The organism is Marinobacter sp. 3-2 (assembly GCF_003751355.1).
Classification (GTDB): domain Bacteria; phylum Pseudomonadota; class Gammaproteobacteria; order Pseudomonadales; family Oleiphilaceae; genus Marinobacter; species Marinobacter adhaerens.
Genome location: NZ_RJUQ01000020.1, coordinates 98,681 through 117,680, shown reverse-complemented (window position 1 = coordinate 117,680; position 19,000 = coordinate 98,681). Strand labels below are relative to the sequence as shown.

Genomic DNA, 19,000 nt, shown 5'->3' with positions numbered 1-19,000 from the left:
CTTGGGGTCTCTGGGAGTTTTAGGACTTCGGCCTTGGGGGAGTGGCCGGCGATGGGGGTACCTTTTCTTCTGGGAAAAACAACTCGCTTCGCTCAGACATTTTTTCCCGCCAGAAAAGGTACCCCCACCACCGTCCTTCGAACTAAGGGATTGGGGTCTCTGAAGTAGAGAAAAAGGGAATTTGTATTTCGCGATACCTCGTGGGTATCTCGGCGCGGGGTGGCCGGTGAATTTTTCGCCGGAAAAAGGTGTCTGAGCGAAGCGAGTTCTTTTTCCAAGAAAAATTCACCGGCCACCCCGCAGCCCGCCCCCAAACAGGCAGGCTACGTAGAGAAGCGATCAGAACAATTCAATAGCAACCGCAGTGCCCTCGCCACCACCAATACAAAGCGAAGCCACACCGCGCTTCAGACCACGCTGCTTCAGGGCATTGATCAAGGTAACGATAATCCGCGAACCGGACGATCCGATCGGGTGCCCCAGGGCACAGGCGCCACCGTGGACGTTGACCTTGTCAGCCGGCAGCTTCAGCTCGTTGATGGCTGCCAGGGTCACGACGGCAAAGGCTTCGTTGATCTCGAAGAGATCCACGTCGTCCACGCTCCAGCCGGCTTTCTTCAGCACCTTCTCGATGGAACCGATGGGCGCAAGGGTGAACTCGGCCGGCAGACGTGCGTGGGTGGCGTGGGCCACGATGCGAGCCTGGGGTGTCAGGCCACGGGCGTCGGCTTCGGCGGCGGAGGCCAGCACAAGGGCGGAAGCGCCGTCACTGATGGAACTGGAGTTGGCCGCAGTCACAGAACCGTCTTTGGCGAAGGCCGGCTTGAGGTGCGGGATTTTCTCCGGTTTGGCGTTGCCCGGCTGCTCGTCGGTGTCAACTTCGGTATCGCCGCCACGGCCGGAAACGCTGACCGGAACGATCTCATCACGGAACCAGCCGTTTTCGATGGCTGCCAGGGATTTCTGCAGGGAGCCGATGGCAAATTCGTCCATGGCCTGTCGGCTGATGTCGCATTTATCAGCGGTGCGCTGGGCGAAAACGCCCATCAGGCCGCCTTCGTAGGCGTCTTCCAGGCCATCCAGGAACATGCTGTCCATCACCTGGCCGTGGCCCATGCGCATACCACCACGGGCTTTAGGCAGCAGGTACGGCGCCTGGCTCATGTTTTCCATGCCGCCAGCGATCATGATGTTGTTGGTTCCTGCCTTGATCTGGTCGTGAGCCATGATCACGGCCTGCATGCCGGAGCCACACATCTTGTTGATGGTGGTGCAGCCGGAGCTGTCGGGAATACCGGAAGCACGGGAAGCCTGGCGGGCCGGGGCCTGGCCGAGGCCTGCGGGCAGTACGCAACCCATGATCACTTCCTGCACATCCGCAGGCTGGAGGCCGGAGCGTTCAATGGCCGCCTTGATGGAGATGGCGCCCAGATCCGGGGAGCGCACGGAGCTGAGGGAGCCCATCATGCCACCCATGGGGGTACGCGCCGATCCTGCAATCACTACGTCGTTGTTGCTCATGGTTTTCCTCACTTAATCAGGCTTTGCCCAGCACAGAGCGGGCAATGATTTCTTTCATGACTTCCGAGGTGCCGCCATAAATTCGCTGCACCCGCGCGTCGATAAAGGCCCGGGAAATCGGGTACTCGGTGGTGTAACCGTAACCGCCGAACAGCTGCAGGCAGCCATCGGCCACGCGGCACTGCATCTCGGTGGCGCTGTACTTGGCCATGGAGGCGGTTGGCGCGTCCAGTTCGCCCAGGTCGTACTGGTCGATGCACTGGTCCACGAACGCCTTGTTCACCCGGTAGTCAGTTTCCATGCGCGCGATTTCAAAACGAGTGTTCTGCAGTTGGGCCAGTTTCTGGCCGAACAGTTCCCTCTCCTGGGCGTAGGCAATGGTCAGATCCAGGGAGCCACGGGCGGCGGCCACGCCAAGGGCGCCAATCACCAGCCGCTCCCGGGGAAGCTCCTTCATCAGGTACACAAAACCCTGCCCCTCTTCACCGAGGAGTGCGGAAGCCGGGATGCGCATATCAGAGAAAAACAGCTCGGAAGTATCCCCGGAATGCTGGCCGATCTTGTCCAGATTGCGGCCTTTGCTGAAGCCAGGCAGCGACGTGTCCACCAGGAACAGACTGATGCCCCGGGCGCCGGCCTTCGGATCGGTTTTCGCGGCAACGATGACCATATCGGCGTGCTGACCGTTGGTGATGAAGGTCTTGGAGCCGTTAAGTATGTACTCATCGCCATCTTTCACCGCGCTGGTGCGAATCGCCTGCAGGTCACTGCCTGCGCCGGGCTCGGTCATGGCAATGGCACCAACGGCTTCGCCGGAGACCAGCTTGGGCAGCCACTGCTGCCGTTGCTCTTCATTACCCATGTGGCTCAGGTAAGGAGCCACAATGTCCGAGTGCACCATCACGTTGGTGGACAGAGCGCCGAATCCCATGCGGGCCAGCTCTTCACCCACCACCACGGAGAACTGGAAAGGCGCACCGATGCCACCCCACTCTTCGGGTACATCCACGCAGAGCATCCCGGCATTGCCCAGGGTGTTCCAGAGCTCGCGGGGAACCAGCCCGGACTTCTCCCAGGCTTCGTAGTGCGGCGTCACTTCTTTTTCCAGGACCTTGATCACGGAATCCCGGAACATCGCCAGTTCTTCTTTATCAACAGACACGGTCATGTATGTCTCCTGCAACTGAATGCTTTACTTGGGCGCCATGCGAAGCGCGCAGTCCAGACGAATCACTTCGCCGTTGAGAATCGGGTTGCGCACCATCTGGTCAACCATCATGCCGAATTCTTCCGGCTTACCGAGGCGCTTCGGGAACGGCAGCGTGGCAGCGAGGCTTTCCTGAACTTCCTCGGGCATACCCGCCATCATGGGCGTCATGAACAGGCCCGGTGCAATCGTATTTACACGGATGCCTTCGCGAGCCAGCTCACGGGCCGACTGCAGGGTCAGCGATACCACACCGCCCTTGGAGGCACTGTAGGCCGCCTGGCCAATCTGGCCCTCGTAGGCGGCCACCGACGCGGTGTTGATAATCACACCGCGCTCACCATCGGCGTTGGGTTCACGCTGGGCCATATCCGCTGCGGCGAGGCGCAGGATGTTAAAAGTACCAATCAGGTTGACCTGAATAACCTTGCTGAAGTTCTCCAGCGGCATCACACCCTCACGGCCCAGAATCTTCGAGGCCGTGGCAATACCGGCGCAGTTCACGGCAATACCGCAGGGGCCATGGGCCTCGCGGGCGGCGTTGATGGCGGCTTCGGCGCTGTCGGGGGAGCTTACATCGCACTCAAGGAAAATCCCGCCGATGTCCTCAGCCACATTGCGGCCCTGCTCTTTCTGCAGATCCAGGATCGCCACCTTGCATCCGGATGCCGCCAGCGCACGGGCCGCACCCTCGCCCAGCCCGGAAGCACCGCCTGTTACAATGGCTGCCACATTTTTGAATTCCATCGTTCACTCCCCTTTTCAGGATTCTGTTTGTTAAAAATCGGACCCTAAAACTACTTTACGTTTACGTAAACTTTATCTAACCTAAGTCTAAAAAGGAAATCCCAATGGACATTAAACAGACATACAGCATCAGCGAGCTCGCCAAAGAGTTCGACGTGACAACCCGGAGCATTCGTTTCTACGAGGATCAGGAGCTGCTCAGGCCCACGCGGCGCGGGCAGACACGGATCTTCAGTTCAAAGGATCGAGTGCGTCTGAAGCTTATTCTCCGCGGCAAGCGAATGGGATTTTCCCTCGCGGAAACCAAAGAGCTGTTCGACTTGTGGGACGAAACCCTCAGCGGCAATGAAAAACAGCTGCTGAAGATGCTGACCATCCTGGAAAACAAGCGGGCTCAGCTGGAACAGCAGAAAAACGACATTGCCCAGGCAGAAATGGAAATGGATACAGCCGAAGCCCGGTGCCGAGAGGCCCTGGCCGAGCTGCAGAAGAAAAAGAAACAGCAGGCGCCGGCGAAAGAAGAAGCCAGGCAGACGGCTGAAAACTAATGAATGACAGAAATCAAAGGTAGCCAACGATGAAATCACAATACTCAGAGCTCAACTTCGGCCTCGGCGAAACCCTCGATATGCTCCGCGAGCAGATCAACGGCTTTGCTGCTTCCGAAATCGCACCGCGCGCCGAGGAAATTGACCGCAACAACGAGTTCCCCATGGACCTGTGGCGGAAAATGGGCGACATGGGCCTGCTGGGTATCACCGTGAGCGAAGAATACGGCGGCTCCGACATGGGCTACCTGGCGCACGTCATCGCCATGGAAGAAATCAGCCGTGCTTCCGCCTCCGTTGGCCTCTCCTACGGTGCCCACTCCAACCTGTGTGTGAACCAGATTCACCGCAACGGCACCGAAGAACAGAAACAGAAATACCTGCCGAAGCTCGTCAGCGGCGAGCACATTGGCGCCCTGGCCATGTCCGAGCCCAACGCCGGCTCCGACGTCATCTCCATGAAACTGACCGCCAAAGATGAAGGTGACCACTACCTCCTCAACGGCAACAAAATGTGGATCACCAACGGCCCGGATGCGAACACCTACGTCATCTACGCCAAAACCGACACCTCCGCCGGCTCCAAGGGCGTAACCGCCTTCATCGTAGAGCGCGACGCTCCGGGTTTCAGCCGCCACCAGAAACTCGACAAACTCGGCATGCGCGGCTCCAACACCTGTGAGCTGGTATTCCAGGACTGCAAAGTACCCAAGGAGAACGTCCTGGGTGGTGTTGGCAACGGCGCAAAAGTCCTCATGAGCGGCCTCGACTACGAACGCCTGGTTCTCTCTGGCGGCCCGCTGGGCATCATGCAAGCCGCTATGGACGTGGTCGTACCCTACATCCGCGAGCGCAAGCAGTTCGGCCAGGCCATCGGTGAATTCGAACTGGTCCAGGGCAAAGTCGCCGACATGTACACCTGGATGAACACCGCCAAGTCCTACGTCTACATGGTTGCCATGTCTGCAGACCGCGGCGCGGAAACCACCCGTAAAGACGCCGCCGGCGCGATCCTCTACTCCGCCGAAATGGCCACCAAAATCGCCCTGGATGCCATCCAGCTGCTCGGCGGTAACGGTTACATCAACGAATACCCGACAGGCCGCCTGCTGCGGGACGCCAAGCTGTATGAGATCGGTGCTGGTACGTCCGAGATTCGTCGGATGCTGATCGGCCGTGAGCTGTACCTGAACAAGTAAACAGCCGCTGATCACATCGATTTACGGAAGATAACTCCCTCGGTACGCCGAGGGCGTGGCGGGTGTTCCTCCCGGGAATGTCTGCGGCCATGGATGGCCGCAGTCAAGCGCACATGGACGTGCTCGTAGCGTTTCCCGGGAGGAACAGCCGTCACGCCCGGATGCCCCCGAATAAGAAGGCAGGGAAAATGACCATACTCCAAAGCAAAATCAATCCGCGGTCCGAAGAGTTCCAGGCCAATCAGGAATCCATGGCCCAGGCCGTAGCCGACCTGCGCGACAAAGTTTCCACCATCCAGCAAGGCGGCGGCCCCTCCTACCAGGAGCGCCACATCGCCCGTGGCAAGCTCCTCCCCAGAGAGCGCATCAACCGCCTCCTGGACGACGGCTCCCCGTTCCTGGAAATTGGCCAGTTCGCCGCCTACAACGTTTACGATGAAGAAGTTCCCGCAGCAGGCGTGATCGCCGGCGTGGGCCGCGTTTCCGGCACCGAATGCATGATCATTGCCAACGACGCCACCGTAAAAGGCGGCAGCTACTACCCGCTGACCGTGAAAAAGCACCTGCGGGCCCAGGAAATCGCCCTGCAAAATCGCCTGCCGTGCATCTACCTGGTCGACTCCGGCGGCGCCAACCTGCCCCGCCAGGACGAAGTCTTCCCGGATCGCGACCACTTCGGCCGCATCTTCTACAACCAGGCCCGCATGTCGGCCGATGACATCCCACAGATCGCCGTCGTCATGGGCCTGTGCACCGCCGGTGGCGCCTACGTGCCCGCCATGGCCGACGAATCCATCATCGTCCGCAACCAGGGCACCATCTTCCTGGCTGGCCCGCCGCTGGTAAAAGCTGCCACCGGTGAAGTGGTCAGCGCCGAAGACCTAGGTGGCGCCGACGTCCACTGTAAAATCTCCGGTGTTGCCGACCACTACGCCGAGAACGACGCACACGCCCTGGAAATCGCCCGGCGCAGCGTCTCCAACCTGAACCGTCGCAAGCCAACGGATGTGGAAATCCGCAAGCCCAAGGCACCGCTGTACGACGCTGAAGAAATCTACGGCATCGTCGGCACCGACCTGCGCAAGCAGTTCGACGTGCGCGACGTCATCGCCCGCACCGTAGACGGTTCCGAGTTTGACGAATTCAAACGCTATTACGGCCAGACCCTGGTCACCGGCTTTGCCCATATCCACGGCTACCCGGTCGGCATCATCGCCAACAACGGCATCCTGTTCAGCGAAGCCGCCCAGAAAGGCGCCCACTTCGTTGAATTATGCTGCCAGCGCAACATCCCGTTGCTGTTCCTGCAAAATATCACCGGATTCATGGTTGGCCAGAAATACGAATCCGAAGGCATCGCCAAGCACGGCGCCAAGATGGTTATGGCCGTAGCCTGTGCCAACGTGCCCAAGATCACCGTGCTGATCGGTGGTTCATTTGGTGCGGGCAACTACGGCATGTGCGGTCGTGCCTACAGCCCGGATTTCCTCTGGATGTGGCCGAACGCCCGCATCTCGGTGATGGGCGGCGAACAAGCCGCCGGCGTTATGGCCACCGTTCGCCGTGAAGGCATGGAGCGCAAGGGCCAGGAATGGAGCGCCGAGGAAGAAGCTGAATTCAAGAAGCCGATCATCGACACCTACGAACACCAGGGCCACCCGTACTACGCCAGCGCCCGCCTCTGGGACGACGGCGTCATCGACCCGGCCCAGACCCGGGAAGTGGTTGCCCTCAGCCTGTCTGCCACCCTTAACCGACCCGCCAAGCCGACACGCTTTGGCGTGTTCCGGATGTAATCGGGGAGACTGACATGACAGACAACGAATCCGCAGTTCTGCTCAAACGTCGCGACGAAGGCATTGCCGAGGTGGTTCTCAACCGCCCTGACAAACGCAACGCCTTTGACGACGTGATCATCCAGCAGCTGATCAGCACCCTCACCGAGGTGAATGCTGACAACAGCGTGAAGGTCGTCATCCTGCGCTCCGAAGGCAAGCACTTCTCCGCCGGGGCCGACCTTGGCTGGATGCGCCGCATGGCAGAGAACAGCCGCCAGGAAAACCTGGATGATTCCCGGGAACTGGCGCGGCTGATGAACGTACTCAACCACCTGTCCAAGCCCGTGATCGGCCTGGTACAGGGCGCCGCTTTCGGCGGCGCGGTGGGCCTTGCCGCCTGCTGCGACATCGTAATCGCCACCGAGAAATCCAGCTTCTGCCTCAGCGAAGTGAAGCTCGGCCTGATTCCGGCCGTGATCAGCCCCTACGTGGTGCGCGCTATCGGCGAACGCCAGGCCAGGCGGTACTTCATCTCGGCCGAAGTATTCACCGCCAAGCAGGCTCAGGAATACGGCCTAGTGCACATCGTCTGTGACGATGTCGATGCCATGGAAGCCCGCTGCAACGAGATGCTCCAGCAACTGGCCATGAACGGGCCCGAGGCCATGAAAGCCGCCAAGGACCTGGTATTCGCCGTCAGCCACAAGCCCATCAACGACGACGTGATTGACGACACCGCACACCGCATCGCGGATATCCGGGTGGGTGAAGAAGGGCAGGAAGGGCTCAGCGCCTTCCTGAACAAGCGCAAGGCCAACTGGGTTCCGGAGGAAGAATAACAATGTTCAGCAAGATACTGATCGCCAACCGGGGCGAAATCGCCTGCCGGATCATACAAACCGCCCACCGCATGGGCATTCGCGTTGTCGCCGTCTATTCCGAGGCTGACGCCAATGCACGGCACGTGGCCATGGCTGACGAAGCCTTCCACATCGGCCCTGCACCTAGCTCCGAGAGCTACCTGCGGGCCGAAAAGATCATCGAGATTGCCAAAAAGAGCGGTGCCCAGGCCATCCACCCGGGTTACGGTTTCCTCTCGGAAAACACCGGGTTTGCCGAATCCTGTGAAGCCAACAACATTGTCTTCATCGGCCCGCCCTCCTCGGCCATCGCTGCCATGGGCTCCAAGTCCGCGGCCAAGGCCATCATGGAAAAGGCCGGCGTTCCGCTGGTGCCCGGTTACCACGGCGACGACCAGTCGGTTGAAACCTTGCGGGCCGAAGCCGAGAAATGCGGCTTCCCCTTGCTGCTCAAGGCTGTTGCCGGCGGCGGTGGCAAAGGCATGCGCGTCGTGAACAACATGGGCGAGTTTGACGATGCCCTGGCTGCTGCCAAGCGCGAAGCCCAGAACGCGTTCGGCAACCCGGACATGCTGATCGAACGTTACCTGACCCAGCCCCGGCACGTGGAGATCCAGGTCTTCTGCGACCAGGAAGGCAAGGGCGTTTACCTGGCCGAGCGTGATTGCTCCGTGCAGCGCCGCCATCAGAAAGTCCTGGAAGAAGCCCCGGCCCCGGGCCTGAGCGAAGAAACCCGCAAGGCCATGGGTGAGGCGGCCGTGCGCGCCGCCCAGGCCATTAACTACGTGGGTGCCGGCACCGTTGAATTCCTGTACGACGTCGACGGCTCCTTCTTCTTCATGGAGATGAACACCCGCCTTCAGGTCGAGCATCCGGTGACCGAAATGGTCACCGGCCAGGATCTGGTGGAATGGCAGCTGAAAGTGGCCTGGGGTGATGCCCTGCCGCTGGAACAGTCTCAGGTGAAAACCCGGGGCCACGCTCTGGAAGCGCGGATCTACGCCGAAGACCCGGACCAGGACTTCCTGCCGGCCACCGGTAACCTGCGCTACCTGAGCACCCCGGATGAAAGCGCCCATGTGCGCGTCGACACCGGCGTGACCGAAGGCGACGACATCAGCATCCACTACGACCCCATGATCGCCAAACTGATCGTGTGGGACGAAACCCGCGACCAGGCCATCAACCGCATGGTTCAGGCCCTGGAGCACTACCGCATCGCGGGCGTGAAGACCAACATCCGGTTCCTGCACGCCCTGGCGGACGCCCAACCGTTCCGGGAAGCGGAACTGACCACCGGCTTTATCGACGATCACCGGGAACTGCTGTTCCCGAAATCCAAGCTGGATACCCATAAAGCCCTGGTACTGGCCGCCGGTTTTGTTCTGGAACAGCGCAAATCCCGGGAAGTGGTCAGCACCGACCCCTGGTCGCCGTTCGGTCGCCAGAACAGCTGGCGCATGAACTCAGAGTTTGCCCAGCCGCTGCAGCTGCAGGTGGGCGAAGAGATTCACGACCTGAAGGTGCTGGAGCGCGACGACCGCTATCAGGTATTCGTTGGTGACAGCGTCTACAACCTTACGGCCCGTCTGGATGACGACTACCTGCAGGCGGTCATCAACGGCCATCGCATCAGCATCCACGGCAACCTGCACAACGACCAGCTGGTGCTGTTCTACGAAGGCGACACCTTCAACTGCACCGTGTACAAGGAAAGCTACGGCTTCGAGGAAATGGCCGGCGAAGGCAGCCTGGCCGCGCCCATGAACGGCGCCATCGTCGCTGTGCAGGCCAAGGTTGGCGACAAGGTCACCGCGGGCCAGAGCCTGGTGATCATGGAAGCCATGAAGATGGAACACGCCATCAAGGCCCCTGCCGACGGCGTGGTCACTGAAATCTTCTTCGCCGAGGGCGACCAGGTTTCTGAAGGTGCCGAACTGATTGCCATTGAAGTGAATGAAGAGGAGGCAGGCTGATGGCCTTTCCCAAACAGGTTCGCCTGGTTGAGATGAGCCCCCGGGACGGACTCCAGAACGAGCCCGGCCCGGTGATCGCCACCGCCATCAAAACCGGGCTTATCGACCGCCTGGCAGACAGCGGCCTGAGCCACATCGAAGCCGCCAGTTTCGTGTCCCCGAAATGGGTGCCACAAATGGGCGACGCCGCCGAGGTGATGGCCGGCATCACCCGCAAGGCTGGCGTCCGCTACTCCGCGCTCACCCCGAACCTGAAAGGGTTTGAGGGGGCACTCGCGGCGAAGGCCGACGAAGTGGCCGTCTTTGGCGCCGCGTCCGAATCCTTCACCAAAAAGAACATCAACTGCACCATCGCCGAGAGCCTCGAGCGCTTTGCGCCGGTCGTCGAGCAAGCACGCAAACACGGCATCCCCGTGCGCGGCTATGTCTCAACCGTGATGGGTTGCCCCTATGAAGGTGACATTGCCCCGGAGCAGGTGGCCACCGTGGCCAAGGCCCTGTACGACATGGGCTGCCACGAGATTTCCCTGGGCGACACCATTGGTGTGGGCACTCCGATCAAAGCCAAACGCATGCTCGAAGCCGTCGCTGCGCACGTGCCCATGGATAAACTGGCTGCGCACTTCCACGATACCTACGGCCAGGCACTGGCCAATCTGTATGCGGTGCTGGAAGAAGGCGTCAGCGTTATCGATGCCTCCGTCGCCGGACTCGGCGGCTGTCCCTACGCCAAGGGTGCTTCGGGCAACGTCGCAACCGAGGACGTGCTATACCTGCTTAACGGCCTTGGCATCAAGACCGGCGTCGATCTTGAAAAACTGGTCGTCACAGGCGACTGGATCTGCAGCCAGCTGAACCGTCACAACGGTTCAAAAGTCGGCCAGGCAATGGGCGGTAACTGTTAAAACCAGGAGTAGTTATGAGCAACAAGAATGTGGTCGCGCTGGATCTGCCGATTCCCGAGATCAGCGACATGCCGGAGGACACTCAGAAGTACTTCCAGATCTGCCAGGAAAAGCTGGGCATGATCCCGAACGTACTCACCGCCTACAGCCAGAACCTCAAACAGCTGGACGGCTTCACCCGCCTGTACAACGAGCTCATGCTCGGCGAAGGTGAACTCTCCAAGCTGGAGCGGGAAATGGTGGCCGTGGTGGTTTCCTCCGAGAACAAATGCTTCTACTGCCTGGTCGCCCACGGCGCTGCCGTGCGGGTGCTGAGCGGCGATCCCCAGCTGGGAGAGCACATGGTGATGAACTACCGCAGCGCCAAACTCGACAAGCGCCAGCGGGCGATGCTGGATTTTGCATCCCACCTTACCCGCTCCCCGGCCACCGTCACCGAAGACGACATCCAGGCCCTGCGGGATGCCGGTCTGAGTGACCGCGGCATTTGGGATCTCAGCAACCTGATCGGTTTTTACAACATGTCCAACCGGGTGGCGATTGCCAGCGATATGCAACCGAACCCCGAATATCACAGTCAGAGTCGCTAGCAGGTAAACCACCCTGCTCGCCCTCGAATACAAAAACAATGGAGGCAGAGATATGAGCAAGACTCTACCAAGTTATACCAGCGGAACCGCGGAAGTGCCCCTGCTGGGCATGACCATCGGTGAAATGCTCGACCGCACCGCCGAGAAATACCCGGACAACGAAGCCCTGGTGTGCCTGCACCAGGACATTCGCTGGACCTACAAAGAGTTTGTTGAAAAAGTCGACGAAGCCGCCCGCGCCTTCATGGCCATTGGCGTCAAACGCGGCGACCGCGTGGGCATCTGGTCCCCCAACCGCTACGAGTGGACCGTTACCCAGTTCGCCACCGCCAAAGTCGGCGCCATCCTGGTGAACATCAACCCGGCTTACGGTGTCCACGAACTGCAATACGCCCTCAACCTCGCTGGTATCACCACCCTGGTGACGGCTGACAGCTTCAAAGCCTCCAATTACCGCGAGATGATCTACGAGCTGGCCCCGGAGCTGAAGCGAAGCTCCCCCGGCAAGCTCAAGGCCGACCACGTTCCGGAATTGCGGGCCGTGATCAATGTGCACGAAGACAAGCACGACGGCATGTGGACCTGGAAGGAATTCCTCGGCTTCTCAAGCGACGTGTCCCAGGACGATCTGGTAAAACGCCAGGGCGAACTGCAGTTTGATGACCCCATTAACATCCAGTTCACCTCCGGCACCACCGGCAACCCGAAAGGCGCTACCCTCACCCACCACAACATCCTGAATAACGGGTACTTTGTGGGCGAGAGCCAGCTCCTGACCGAGAAAGACCGCCTGGTGATCCCGGTGCCCCTTTACCACTGTTTCGGCATGGTCATGGGCAACCTGGGCTGTATCACCCACGGTTCTACCATGATTTATCCCGGCGAAGGCTTCGAGCCCAAGTCCGTCTTGCAGGCCGTGCACCAGGAAAAGGCCACCGCCCTGTACGGCGTGCCCACCATGTTCATTGCGGAACTGGCCGAGCCGGAATTCGAGACCTATGACCTTTCCAGCCTGCGCACCGGCATCATGGCGGGGTCCATCTGCCCGGCAGAGGTCATGAAGAAGGTCAACGGCAAGATGAACATGAAAGAGGTTCAGATTGCCTACGGCATGACCGAAACCAGCCCGGTTTCCACGCAGACCAGCTCCCTGGATCCGTTCGAGAAGCAGGTCACCACCGTGGGCCGCACCCAGCCGCACCTGGAAACCAAGATCGTTGATCCGGGCACCGGCAACGTGGTTCCGCGTGGCGAGATCGGCGAACTGTGCACCCGTGGCTACAGCGTGATGCTGAAGTACTGGAACAACGAAGAGAAAACCCGCGAAGCCATCGACAGCGCCGGATGGATGCATACCGGCGATCTGGCCACCATGGACGAAGAAGGCTACGTCCAGATCGTTGGCCGCATCAAGGATATGGTCATCCGCGGTGGCGAGAACATCTACCCGAAAGAAATCGAAGAGTTCCTCTACACCCACCCGGCCATCGAAGAAGTGCAGGTAACCGGCATTCCCGATGACAAGTACGGCGAAGAGCTGATTGCCTGGGTGAAGCTGGCTCCAGACGCGGCGCCAGTCACAGCCGAGGACCTGCAGGCCTTCTGCAAGGGCAAGATCGCTCACTTCAAGATTCCGAAGAACTACAAGTTCGTGGACGAATTCCCGATGACCGTCACCGGGAAGATCCAGAAATTCAAGATGCGGGAGATTTCAATCGAGGAGATGGGACTGAAGAAATAACCACGGTCCCTGCTTTGGTTGAACCGACAAACCCCGGCACTTGCCGGGGTTTGTCGTTTTCCGCTCCAGCGAATCAAGGCCGAATACGTGCTTGTCAGCGCTCCACCGCCATGCTTCACTTCTGTGATTAGCATGCAACCGGAGACGCCCCTATGCCCAGCCCCGCAACCGACTACTCGAAAACAAAAATCAGCCTTCAACGTGTCTGGGTGCTATTGCTCAGCGCGGTGCTCCTTGGCGGGTGCTCCACGGTGTACTACAAAACCATGGAAAAGTTCGGGTATGAAAAGCGGGACATCCTGGTGGATCGGGTTGAAGATGCCCGGGACAGCCAGAACGACGCCCAGGAAACCTTCCGTTCGTCGCTTGAGCGTTTCCAGAGTGTGGTGGACACGCCTGACACCGAGCTAAAGGAACAATATGCCGAAATCAGCGATGCCTACGAAGACAGCCTGGCGAGTGCCGAAGAGGTTAGAGACCGGATCGACAAGGTAGAAGAAGTCGCCGAGGACCTGTTCGATGAATGGGAAGACGAACTCAGCCTGTACGAGAGCGCATCACTGCGCCGCAGTAGCGAACAGCAGCTGAAAGAGACCCGCGTTCAGTACGGCCAGCTGATCAGCCGGATGCACGACGCCGAGGACAGAATGGAACCGGTGCTGCAGGCATTTGAGGATCAGGTGCTGTACCTTAAGCATAATCTGAATGCCCAGGCGATCGGTTCGCTGGAAAACGAACTTGTGAGCATCCGTCAGGATGTAGATTCCCTGATTCGCAATATGGAACAGTCAATCGCGGAGTCTGAAGCCTTTATTCAACGCTTTCGCCAGGGCGGGTAATACCTCAAGGGAGCCAACGCTATGGAGCGCCAAGACGCAGATCCTGCGCTCAAGCCGGCATTGATGCAATTCGACATGGCGCTGGCAGAATTTGCCCGCGCCCGCAAATCGGACCCCAAAGCCTCCAGTCTCAGTCTCCTGGAGCGCACACGGATGCTGATGACGCTGCCAGGCGGCTTCGACGCCATCTACCGGCGCGTAAGGTCGCTCGAATCCGCCGGCATTTTCGGCACCAGCGACTGGGCCCGACCAGCCCTGCTGCAACCGGCGCTCGCCAAACACTCGCTGAGGGAGGCGGGTGCCGTTACCACCATTGTCGAGGCGATCAGCGAACTGCGTATGCTGGCCGTCACCCGTGGCAAATACTTCCATCCCGGAATTTCTGCTGAGCAGGCACGCCACTTTCTCACCCAGGTGATGGCATTAAACCTGGACCTGCTGTCTGGCCAGCTCACCGAAGCCGATCGTGAAAGACCCAAGCAACTTGGCACCATCGTTCAGGAACTCTATCGGTACCTGATCTCCCACCTCGGTTATGAAAGCCTATTGGACAGCCTGGTGGCGGAAGTCTGGCGATTGCTGGACCAGGGGCCGGTGCAGGTCGACAGTATTCGGGAGATGATCGGGCAGATCGCCAAATGCCTTTACGACCCCGACATCAAAACCGGACGCAATGCCGATGCCACGCGGCTGGTGAAGGCCCTCTTTGCCCCCACACCTGCCAGCGCCGAGGACCCCGGCCTTGCCGTTTACGAGCAGCGTTTGAAAGACATGGACGACGTGGCGCTCTCTTCCGAAGCCACCTACTTTGCCCGCAGCATGTTCGACACCGGTCTTGCCTCTCCCTACCACGCCGTGATGCTGCGGTTCCTGCGCGCCAGCGGCCAGGACGATCTCATCCCCAACACACTGGGGCTGACCATGACCGGGCTGGACGATCTCTACTGTTACACCGATCTGGTCCATGCCCTGATTGATGAGGCCATCTATCCGGAAACCTGCCAGGCCGTCTATGGCCTGACCATGATGCTGGAGCGTGGATCGCTGTTTACACCCTCTGTGGCCCAGGCCCTGTGGCGGCAAATCAAACTGAAGCCCTCTGCGGAAACCGATCAAGCCCTGAGAGAGGCGTTCGGCGATGCCCGGCCACCCCGGGTATTCCTGCTGGCCGGGGTTATCAACCTGCTGGGCCAGCCGCTGGGCGTTGGTCAGGGCAACAACCCCACCTGCCAGTCTGCCATTGGCCTCTCCATGTGGGCGTCAAACGAGGCGGATTACCTGTTGCAAGTCCTGGCCTGGGCAGCACGCGACAACGAAGTACTGAGCCGCTTTGAAGGGCAGGAGGTTTCTTCCCGCGATCTGGAACCCGGTCTGGTGAAGGGCACGCCGGTGGATGTGGACCCGGTATCGCTCGTGCTCATACCCCATCTTGATCGCCTCTACGGCGAGATGTGGCGCCGCTGTGAAACCCGGGACGACGACGCCCATCGCTGGATCAACCCGGAGTTCTACGGCTGGTGGGTCAGCCACGGCTTTCGCGTGGTCGCCGACGTAAAAACCGGCGAGGTGAAAGACTACGAGGGGTTTATCCGGCATTTCTACGCGAGCTATCACCCCTTCTACAACGGCAACATACCGGTCATTCACGCCCAGCCTGCAGGGATTGCTGTAACAGACAGCGCCGCCCGCTTTGTTGGCCGGCACGCCATCAATATCCTGCGGGTTGCCCTGAGCCCGAAGAACGAGATGCGGGTGTACTTTTTCAACCCCAACAACGACAGCGGCCAGAACTGGGGCCAGGGCATTACCTGCTCAACCCATGGCAATGGCGAGTTTCGCGGTGAAGCTTCCCTGCCCGTGGCCGAATTCACGTCTCGACTGTACGCCTTCCACTATGACCCGCTGGAACTGGGCGACCTCTCGGCGATACCCGATGAGGAAGTCGCCCGGGTTATGGACCTGGGCTACACAAGCTGGGCGGCGCCGAGAGATACATCCGAGGAATAACACTCTCGGCTATCCACCCTAATAGCTCTCGGTCTTACCGGTGACCGGCGACAGGGGCTCGCCCTCCTCGTTCTGCAGCTGATAGTCGTAAGCGGCCTGCAGACCGGTATCCTCTTCGGTCTCGTCATCCGGTTCATATTCCAGATGCCTTGGATAGAGCGGCGACAACATGGCCACGATAATGCCGATGGCGCAGAACATGGCAAAGGCATCGGCGTAACCCACATTACCCACAAGCATACCGACTATCGGCGAGCCGGCCGCCTGGCCCAGTGACACCGCCATGAAAGGCAGCACGGGGCCCATGGACAGCCGCCCCGGCAGCAGGCGAATGCCGGTCATCAGGTACAGCCCGGTCAGACTCATGTAGGCCAGACCAAACACCAGCGCTGAAAACGCCGAAATCATCAGGTTGTCGGGGCTGGCCGCCAGCAACGCCAGGCTCGCGGCCAGTGTCATCAGCATCAGGGCCTGGGTAACCGGCGGGTTGTTCCGGTCAGCCAGGTCGGCCACCACCGCGCCGCCAAGGCCGGCGATACCCACCCCCAACCACAGCCAGGCCGTGGCATCGGATGGCATGGACCCGAGATTAACCACAAGGTCGGGTGCGAAAATCCAGTAGGCGGCAGACACGAAGCCCATCATGAACGCGAACAGCGAGAGCCTGAGCAGTCGCCACCACTGATCCGCACTGATCGGCTGCACCGGCGCGGCGTTGGCGGGCACAACGCGGGATACGGAGGGAATGAAGAACCAGGTGGCAATCACGCCGATTACCGCCAGCACGGCAAAGGACGCGTAGGCATAGCGCCAGGCCCCGGCGAGGAACAGGATCGTCGGCACAGCAACGACGACACCGATACTGGTGCCCGCGTTCATCACCGAGCTTACCCGGCCATGGAGCGAGCGTCTCACCAGCGCCTGCATGGCGGCTGTGAGAGCCGGCATCATCAGGCCCGTGCAGATACCACAGAGAACAACACCCACCCCGAGGGAGACGGCCCCCACGGCCTGGCTGATCAGCGACAGGCCAACAACACCAAAAATACCGGAGGCCATGGCGGTATTGCGGGCACCAAGCCGATTTGCCGAGAGCGGAGCAACCAGGGTAGCGAATACGAAACTGATCAGCGGCAGCGCACCGATCACACCGATCACATCCGGCGCCAGCCCCAGGTCATCCCGGATCGGGGGGACGAACAGACCGAACGCAAAGCGCGCCAGACCATAGCTGATCGCGATCAGTGCTGCGCCGAGGAGTGCAAATGACGTGCTCGAAGGAAACTTCATTCCGCTGTGCTCCTTGCGCTGTCCATCTTCGTCAGACTAGACATCAAAGCAGGATTTTTAAAGCAGCGGATGGCCTGCTCCAGCGATCAGCCTGCGGTCTGGGGCAGAAACCGGCGGTCCCAGACCCGCTCAGCGGCCTCGAACAGGCTGTCCACCGTCAGCGCGAGCATGCCAATCAGAATCGCGCCCTGCAACACGTAGGCTGTGTTGCCATTGACTAGACCGGCGATCACCGGATCCCCCAGGGTTCTGGCACCGATGGTTGAGCCAATGGCGGCCGTTGCAATGTTGATGGTTACCGAGGTCCGGATACCGGCCAGGATCACCCTGCCCGCCAGCGGCAACTCCACCTGCAACAGCACCTGAAAAGGCGACATGCCCATACCGAGTGCCGCCTGCCTCACTGTGGGATCGACACCCTCCAAGCCGACCAGGGTATTGCGCAGAATGGGCAGCAATCCATACAGAATCAGCGCCACCAGAATCGGCGCCTCACCAAACCCGAGAACCGGCACCGCCAGGGCGAGAACCGCCACCGGCGGGAAGGTCTGGCCGATAGAGGCGATCTGGCTAACCAGCGGCAGAAAGTCGCGCCCAGCCGGGCGCGTGGCGAAGATTCCCCCGGCAACCGCAGCGACGGTTCCAACCAAGGCGGAAATCACCACCAGCATCAGATGGTTCTGGAGCAGAAAGAGAAAGCTCTCCCGCTCGTAGATCACATTCTGTTTATCGGGCTGCACCCACTCGAAAAGCGGTTCGAGAGCCGGCATGCCCGCGCTGAGGGCACAGAGGAGCACAGTCAGCAACACAGGCGGCAACCAGACCCGCATCAGGCACCTTCCCGGATAATGCGGTCACGGGTGATGGTTCCGGTTTCCTGGCCATCGGCATTGAACACCGGCACCTGGCTCCAGTTCTGCCAGAGCATGATTGAAAGAGCCACTCGCAGGCTGTCGTCTTCCTTGAGGCCGTCGGCGCCGGGCTCTGGCTCTCTGGGCTGAGGGTGAGCCTCCATCAGATCACGCACGGTATGCAGGCTCATCAGTTTCAGGCCTCGGTCCTGCTTGCCCACGAGGTTCTCCACGAAAACGGAGGCGGGTCGCCGGAGAATGTTCTCCGGCGTGTCGTGCTGGATAATCCGGCCCTGATCCATCACGGCAATGCGGGTCGCCAGCCGCAGGGCTTCGTCGATATCGTGGGTCACAAAGACCGTAGTTTTCCGCAGCTGACTCTGGATACGCAGCATCTCCAGCTGCAGGTTCTCCCGGGTGATGGCATCCAGCGCACCGAAGGGTTCGTCCATCAGCAGAATATTGGGGTTGGCGGCCAACGCCCGGGCCACGCCTACCCTCTGAGCCTGCCCGCCGGACAATTGCTGGGGATATTTGTTGGCGTGGGTGGCCGGGTCCAGATCCAGCAGAGTCAGCAGCTCATGCACGCGCTCGTCGATCCGCTCCCGTGGCCATTTCAGAAGCTGGGGTACCATGGCGATATTGCGGGCCACCGTCCAGTGTGGAAACAGCCCCGTGCCCTGAATCACATAGCCCATGTTCAACCGCAGCTGCTCAGGGTTCATGGCGGTAACATCGTTACCATCCACCAGGATCTGCCCCTCACTGTGGGGCAGCAACTGGTTGATCATCCGCAGGGTGGTCGACTTGCCGCAGCCAGAGCTGCCGACCAGCACGCACACTTCGCCGGTTTCGACCGTGAGGTTTATCCGGTCCACCGCCACGGCATCGCCAAAGCGGCGGGTAACGTTTTTCAGTTCAATCATCCGGGCTTATCCCTC

16 protein-coding genes are annotated in these 19,000 nt (G+C 60.3%); 10 read left to right on the top strand and 6 right to left on the bottom strand.

Annotated features, from left to right (window positions below):
• Positions 1-339: 339 nt before the first annotated feature.
• From EDB94_RS20290 to EDB94_RS20280, 3 genes are read right to left on the bottom strand one after another with little or no spacing between them, the layout of a single operon-like run.
• Complete coding sequence (locus EDB94_RS20290; protein ID WP_108019339.1) at positions 340-1,521, bottom strand: acetyl-CoA C-acyltransferase; 1,182 nt, start codon at positions 1,519-1,521, stop codon at positions 340-342.
• A gap of 16 nt (positions 1,522-1,537) precedes the next feature.
• Positions 1,538-2,689, bottom strand: coding sequence for an acyl-CoA dehydrogenase family protein (locus EDB94_RS20285; protein ID WP_014576486.1), 1,152 nt, complete (start codon positions 2,687-2,689; stop codon positions 1,538-1,540).
• 24 nt (positions 2,690-2,713) lie between these two features.
• Positions 2,714-3,475 (bottom strand): 3-hydroxyacyl-CoA dehydrogenase, encoded by a 762-nt coding sequence (locus tag EDB94_RS20280; RefSeq protein ID WP_108019340.1) that lies wholly within the window; start codon positions 3,473-3,475, stop codon positions 2,714-2,716.
• 104 nt (positions 3,476-3,579) lie between these two features.
• Here EDB94_RS20280 and EDB94_RS20275 point away from each other — a divergent pair, with 104 nt between their 5' ends.
• The 10 genes from EDB94_RS20275 (at position 3,580) to EDB94_RS20230 (ending at position 15,918) form a co-directional block, all read left to right on the top strand.
• Positions 3,580-4,023 (top strand): MerR family DNA-binding transcriptional regulator, encoded by a 444-nt coding sequence (locus tag EDB94_RS20275; protein WP_014576484.1) that lies wholly within the window; start codon positions 3,580-3,582, stop codon positions 4,021-4,023.
• Between the two features lie 29 nt (positions 4,024-4,052).
• Positions 4,053-5,222 (top strand): isovaleryl-CoA dehydrogenase, encoded by a 1,170-nt coding sequence (locus EDB94_RS20270; RefSeq protein ID WP_108019341.1) that lies wholly within the window; start codon positions 4,053-4,055, stop codon positions 5,220-5,222.
• Positions 5,223-5,410: 188 nt separating this feature from the next.
• Positions 5,411-7,018, top strand: coding sequence for a carboxyl transferase domain-containing protein (locus EDB94_RS20265; protein ID WP_108019342.1), 1,608 nt, complete (start codon positions 5,411-5,413; stop codon positions 7,016-7,018).
• Between the two features lie 14 nt (positions 7,019-7,032).
• Positions 7,033-7,839 carry an enoyl-CoA hydratase-related protein gene (locus tag EDB94_RS20260; protein ID WP_008170610.1) on the top strand — a complete coding sequence of 269 codons (807 nt, stop codon included), beginning with the start codon at positions 7,033-7,035 and terminating at the stop codon, positions 7,837-7,839.
• A 2-nt stretch (positions 7,840-7,841) separates the two neighbouring features.
• Entirely contained in the window at positions 7,842-9,836 is a 1,995-nt protein-coding gene (locus EDB94_RS20255) for an acetyl/propionyl/methylcrotonyl-CoA carboxylase subunit alpha (protein WP_014579286.1), read from the top strand.
• Positions 9,836-10,741 carry a hydroxymethylglutaryl-CoA lyase gene (locus EDB94_RS20250; protein WP_108019343.1) on the top strand — a complete coding sequence of 302 codons (906 nt, stop codon included), beginning with the start codon at positions 9,836-9,838 and terminating at the stop codon, positions 10,739-10,741. The genes EDB94_RS20255 and EDB94_RS20250 overlap by 1 nt, the downstream gene beginning before the upstream one ends.
• 14 nt (positions 10,742-10,755) lie before the next feature.
• Positions 10,756-11,331, top strand: a complete 576-nt coding sequence (locus tag EDB94_RS20245; RefSeq protein ID WP_014576479.1) for a peroxidase-related enzyme — start codon at positions 10,756-10,758, stop codon at positions 11,329-11,331.
• Positions 11,332-11,383: 52 nt separating this feature from the next.
• Positions 11,384-13,072 carry an AMP-binding protein gene (locus tag EDB94_RS20240; protein WP_081449819.1) on the top strand — a complete coding sequence of 563 codons (1,689 nt, stop codon included), beginning with the start codon at positions 11,384-11,386 and terminating at the stop codon, positions 13,070-13,072.
• Positions 13,073-13,224: 152 nt separating this feature from the next.
• Positions 13,225-13,911 carry a DUF2959 domain-containing protein gene (locus EDB94_RS20235; protein WP_008170621.1) on the top strand — a complete coding sequence of 229 codons (687 nt, stop codon included), beginning with the start codon at positions 13,225-13,227 and terminating at the stop codon, positions 13,909-13,911.
• A 21-nt stretch (positions 13,912-13,932) separates the two neighbouring features.
• A complete protein-coding gene (locus tag EDB94_RS20230; RefSeq protein WP_008170623.1) occupies positions 13,933-15,918 on the top strand; it encodes a hypothetical protein in 1,986 nt (661 codons plus the stop codon).
• An 18-nt stretch (positions 15,919-15,936) separates the two neighbouring features.
• Here the strand turns inward: EDB94_RS20230 and EDB94_RS20225 are convergent, their stop codons facing one another.
• The 3 genes from EDB94_RS20225 to EDB94_RS20215 form a co-directional block, all read right to left on the bottom strand.
• Positions 15,937-17,208 (bottom strand): CynX/NimT family MFS transporter, encoded by a 1,272-nt coding sequence (locus tag EDB94_RS20225; protein ID WP_108019344.1) that lies wholly within the window; start codon positions 17,206-17,208, stop codon positions 15,937-15,939.
• 86 nt (positions 17,209-17,294) lie between these two features.
• The gene (locus tag EDB94_RS20220; protein WP_108019345.1) at positions 17,295-18,038 is read right to left on the bottom strand and encodes an ABC transporter permease; all 744 of its coding nucleotides are present in this window, start codon (positions 18,036-18,038) and stop codon (positions 17,295-17,297) included.
• Positions 18,038-18,985, bottom strand: a complete 948-nt coding sequence (locus EDB94_RS20215) for an ABC transporter ATP-binding protein (protein WP_108019346.1) — start codon at positions 18,983-18,985, stop codon at positions 18,038-18,040. The genes EDB94_RS20220 and EDB94_RS20215 overlap by 1 nt, the downstream gene beginning before the upstream one ends.
• Positions 18,986-19,000 lie beyond the last annotated feature (15 nt).

Coding starts and splice junctions, on each gene's coding strand:
- EDB94_RS20290 (WP_108019339.1), bottom strand. CDS start 1,521: ATGAGCAACAACGACGTAGTGATTGCAGGATCGGCGCGTACCCCCATG.
- EDB94_RS20285 (WP_014576486.1), bottom strand. CDS start 2,689: ATGACCGTGTCTGTTGATAAAGAAGAACTGGCGATGTTCCGGGATTCC.
- EDB94_RS20280 (WP_108019340.1), bottom strand. CDS start 3,475: ATGGAATTCAAAAATGTGGCAGCCATTGTAACAGGCGGTGCTTCCGGG.
- EDB94_RS20275 (WP_014576484.1), top strand. CDS start 3,580: ATGGACATTAAACAGACATACAGCATCAGCGAGCTCGCCAAAGAGTTC.
- EDB94_RS20270 (WP_108019341.1), top strand. CDS start 4,053: ATGAAATCACAATACTCAGAGCTCAACTTCGGCCTCGGCGAAACCCTC.
- EDB94_RS20265 (WP_108019342.1), top strand. CDS start 5,411: ATGACCATACTCCAAAGCAAAATCAATCCGCGGTCCGAAGAGTTCCAG.
- EDB94_RS20260 (WP_008170610.1), top strand. CDS start 7,033: ATGACAGACAACGAATCCGCAGTTCTGCTCAAACGTCGCGACGAAGGC.
- EDB94_RS20255 (WP_014579286.1), top strand. CDS start 7,842: ATGTTCAGCAAGATACTGATCGCCAACCGGGGCGAAATCGCCTGCCGG.
- EDB94_RS20250 (WP_108019343.1), top strand. CDS start 9,836: ATGGCCTTTCCCAAACAGGTTCGCCTGGTTGAGATGAGCCCCCGGGAC.
- EDB94_RS20245 (WP_014576479.1), top strand. CDS start 10,756: ATGAGCAACAAGAATGTGGTCGCGCTGGATCTGCCGATTCCCGAGATC.
- EDB94_RS20240 (WP_081449819.1), top strand. CDS start 11,384: ATGAGCAAGACTCTACCAAGTTATACCAGCGGAACCGCGGAAGTGCCC.
- EDB94_RS20235 (WP_008170621.1), top strand. CDS start 13,225: ATGCCCAGCCCCGCAACCGACTACTCGAAAACAAAAATCAGCCTTCAA.
- EDB94_RS20230 (WP_008170623.1), top strand. CDS start 13,933: ATGGAGCGCCAAGACGCAGATCCTGCGCTCAAGCCGGCATTGATGCAA.
- EDB94_RS20225 (WP_108019344.1), bottom strand. CDS start 17,208: ATGAAGTTTCCTTCGAGCACGTCATTTGCACTCCTCGGCGCAGCACTG.
- EDB94_RS20220 (WP_108019345.1), bottom strand. CDS start 18,038: ATGCGGGTCTGGTTGCCGCCTGTGTTGCTGACTGTGCTCCTCTGTGCC.
- EDB94_RS20215 (WP_108019346.1), bottom strand. CDS start 18,985: ATGATTGAACTGAAAAACGTTACCCGCCGCTTTGGCGATGCCGTGGCG.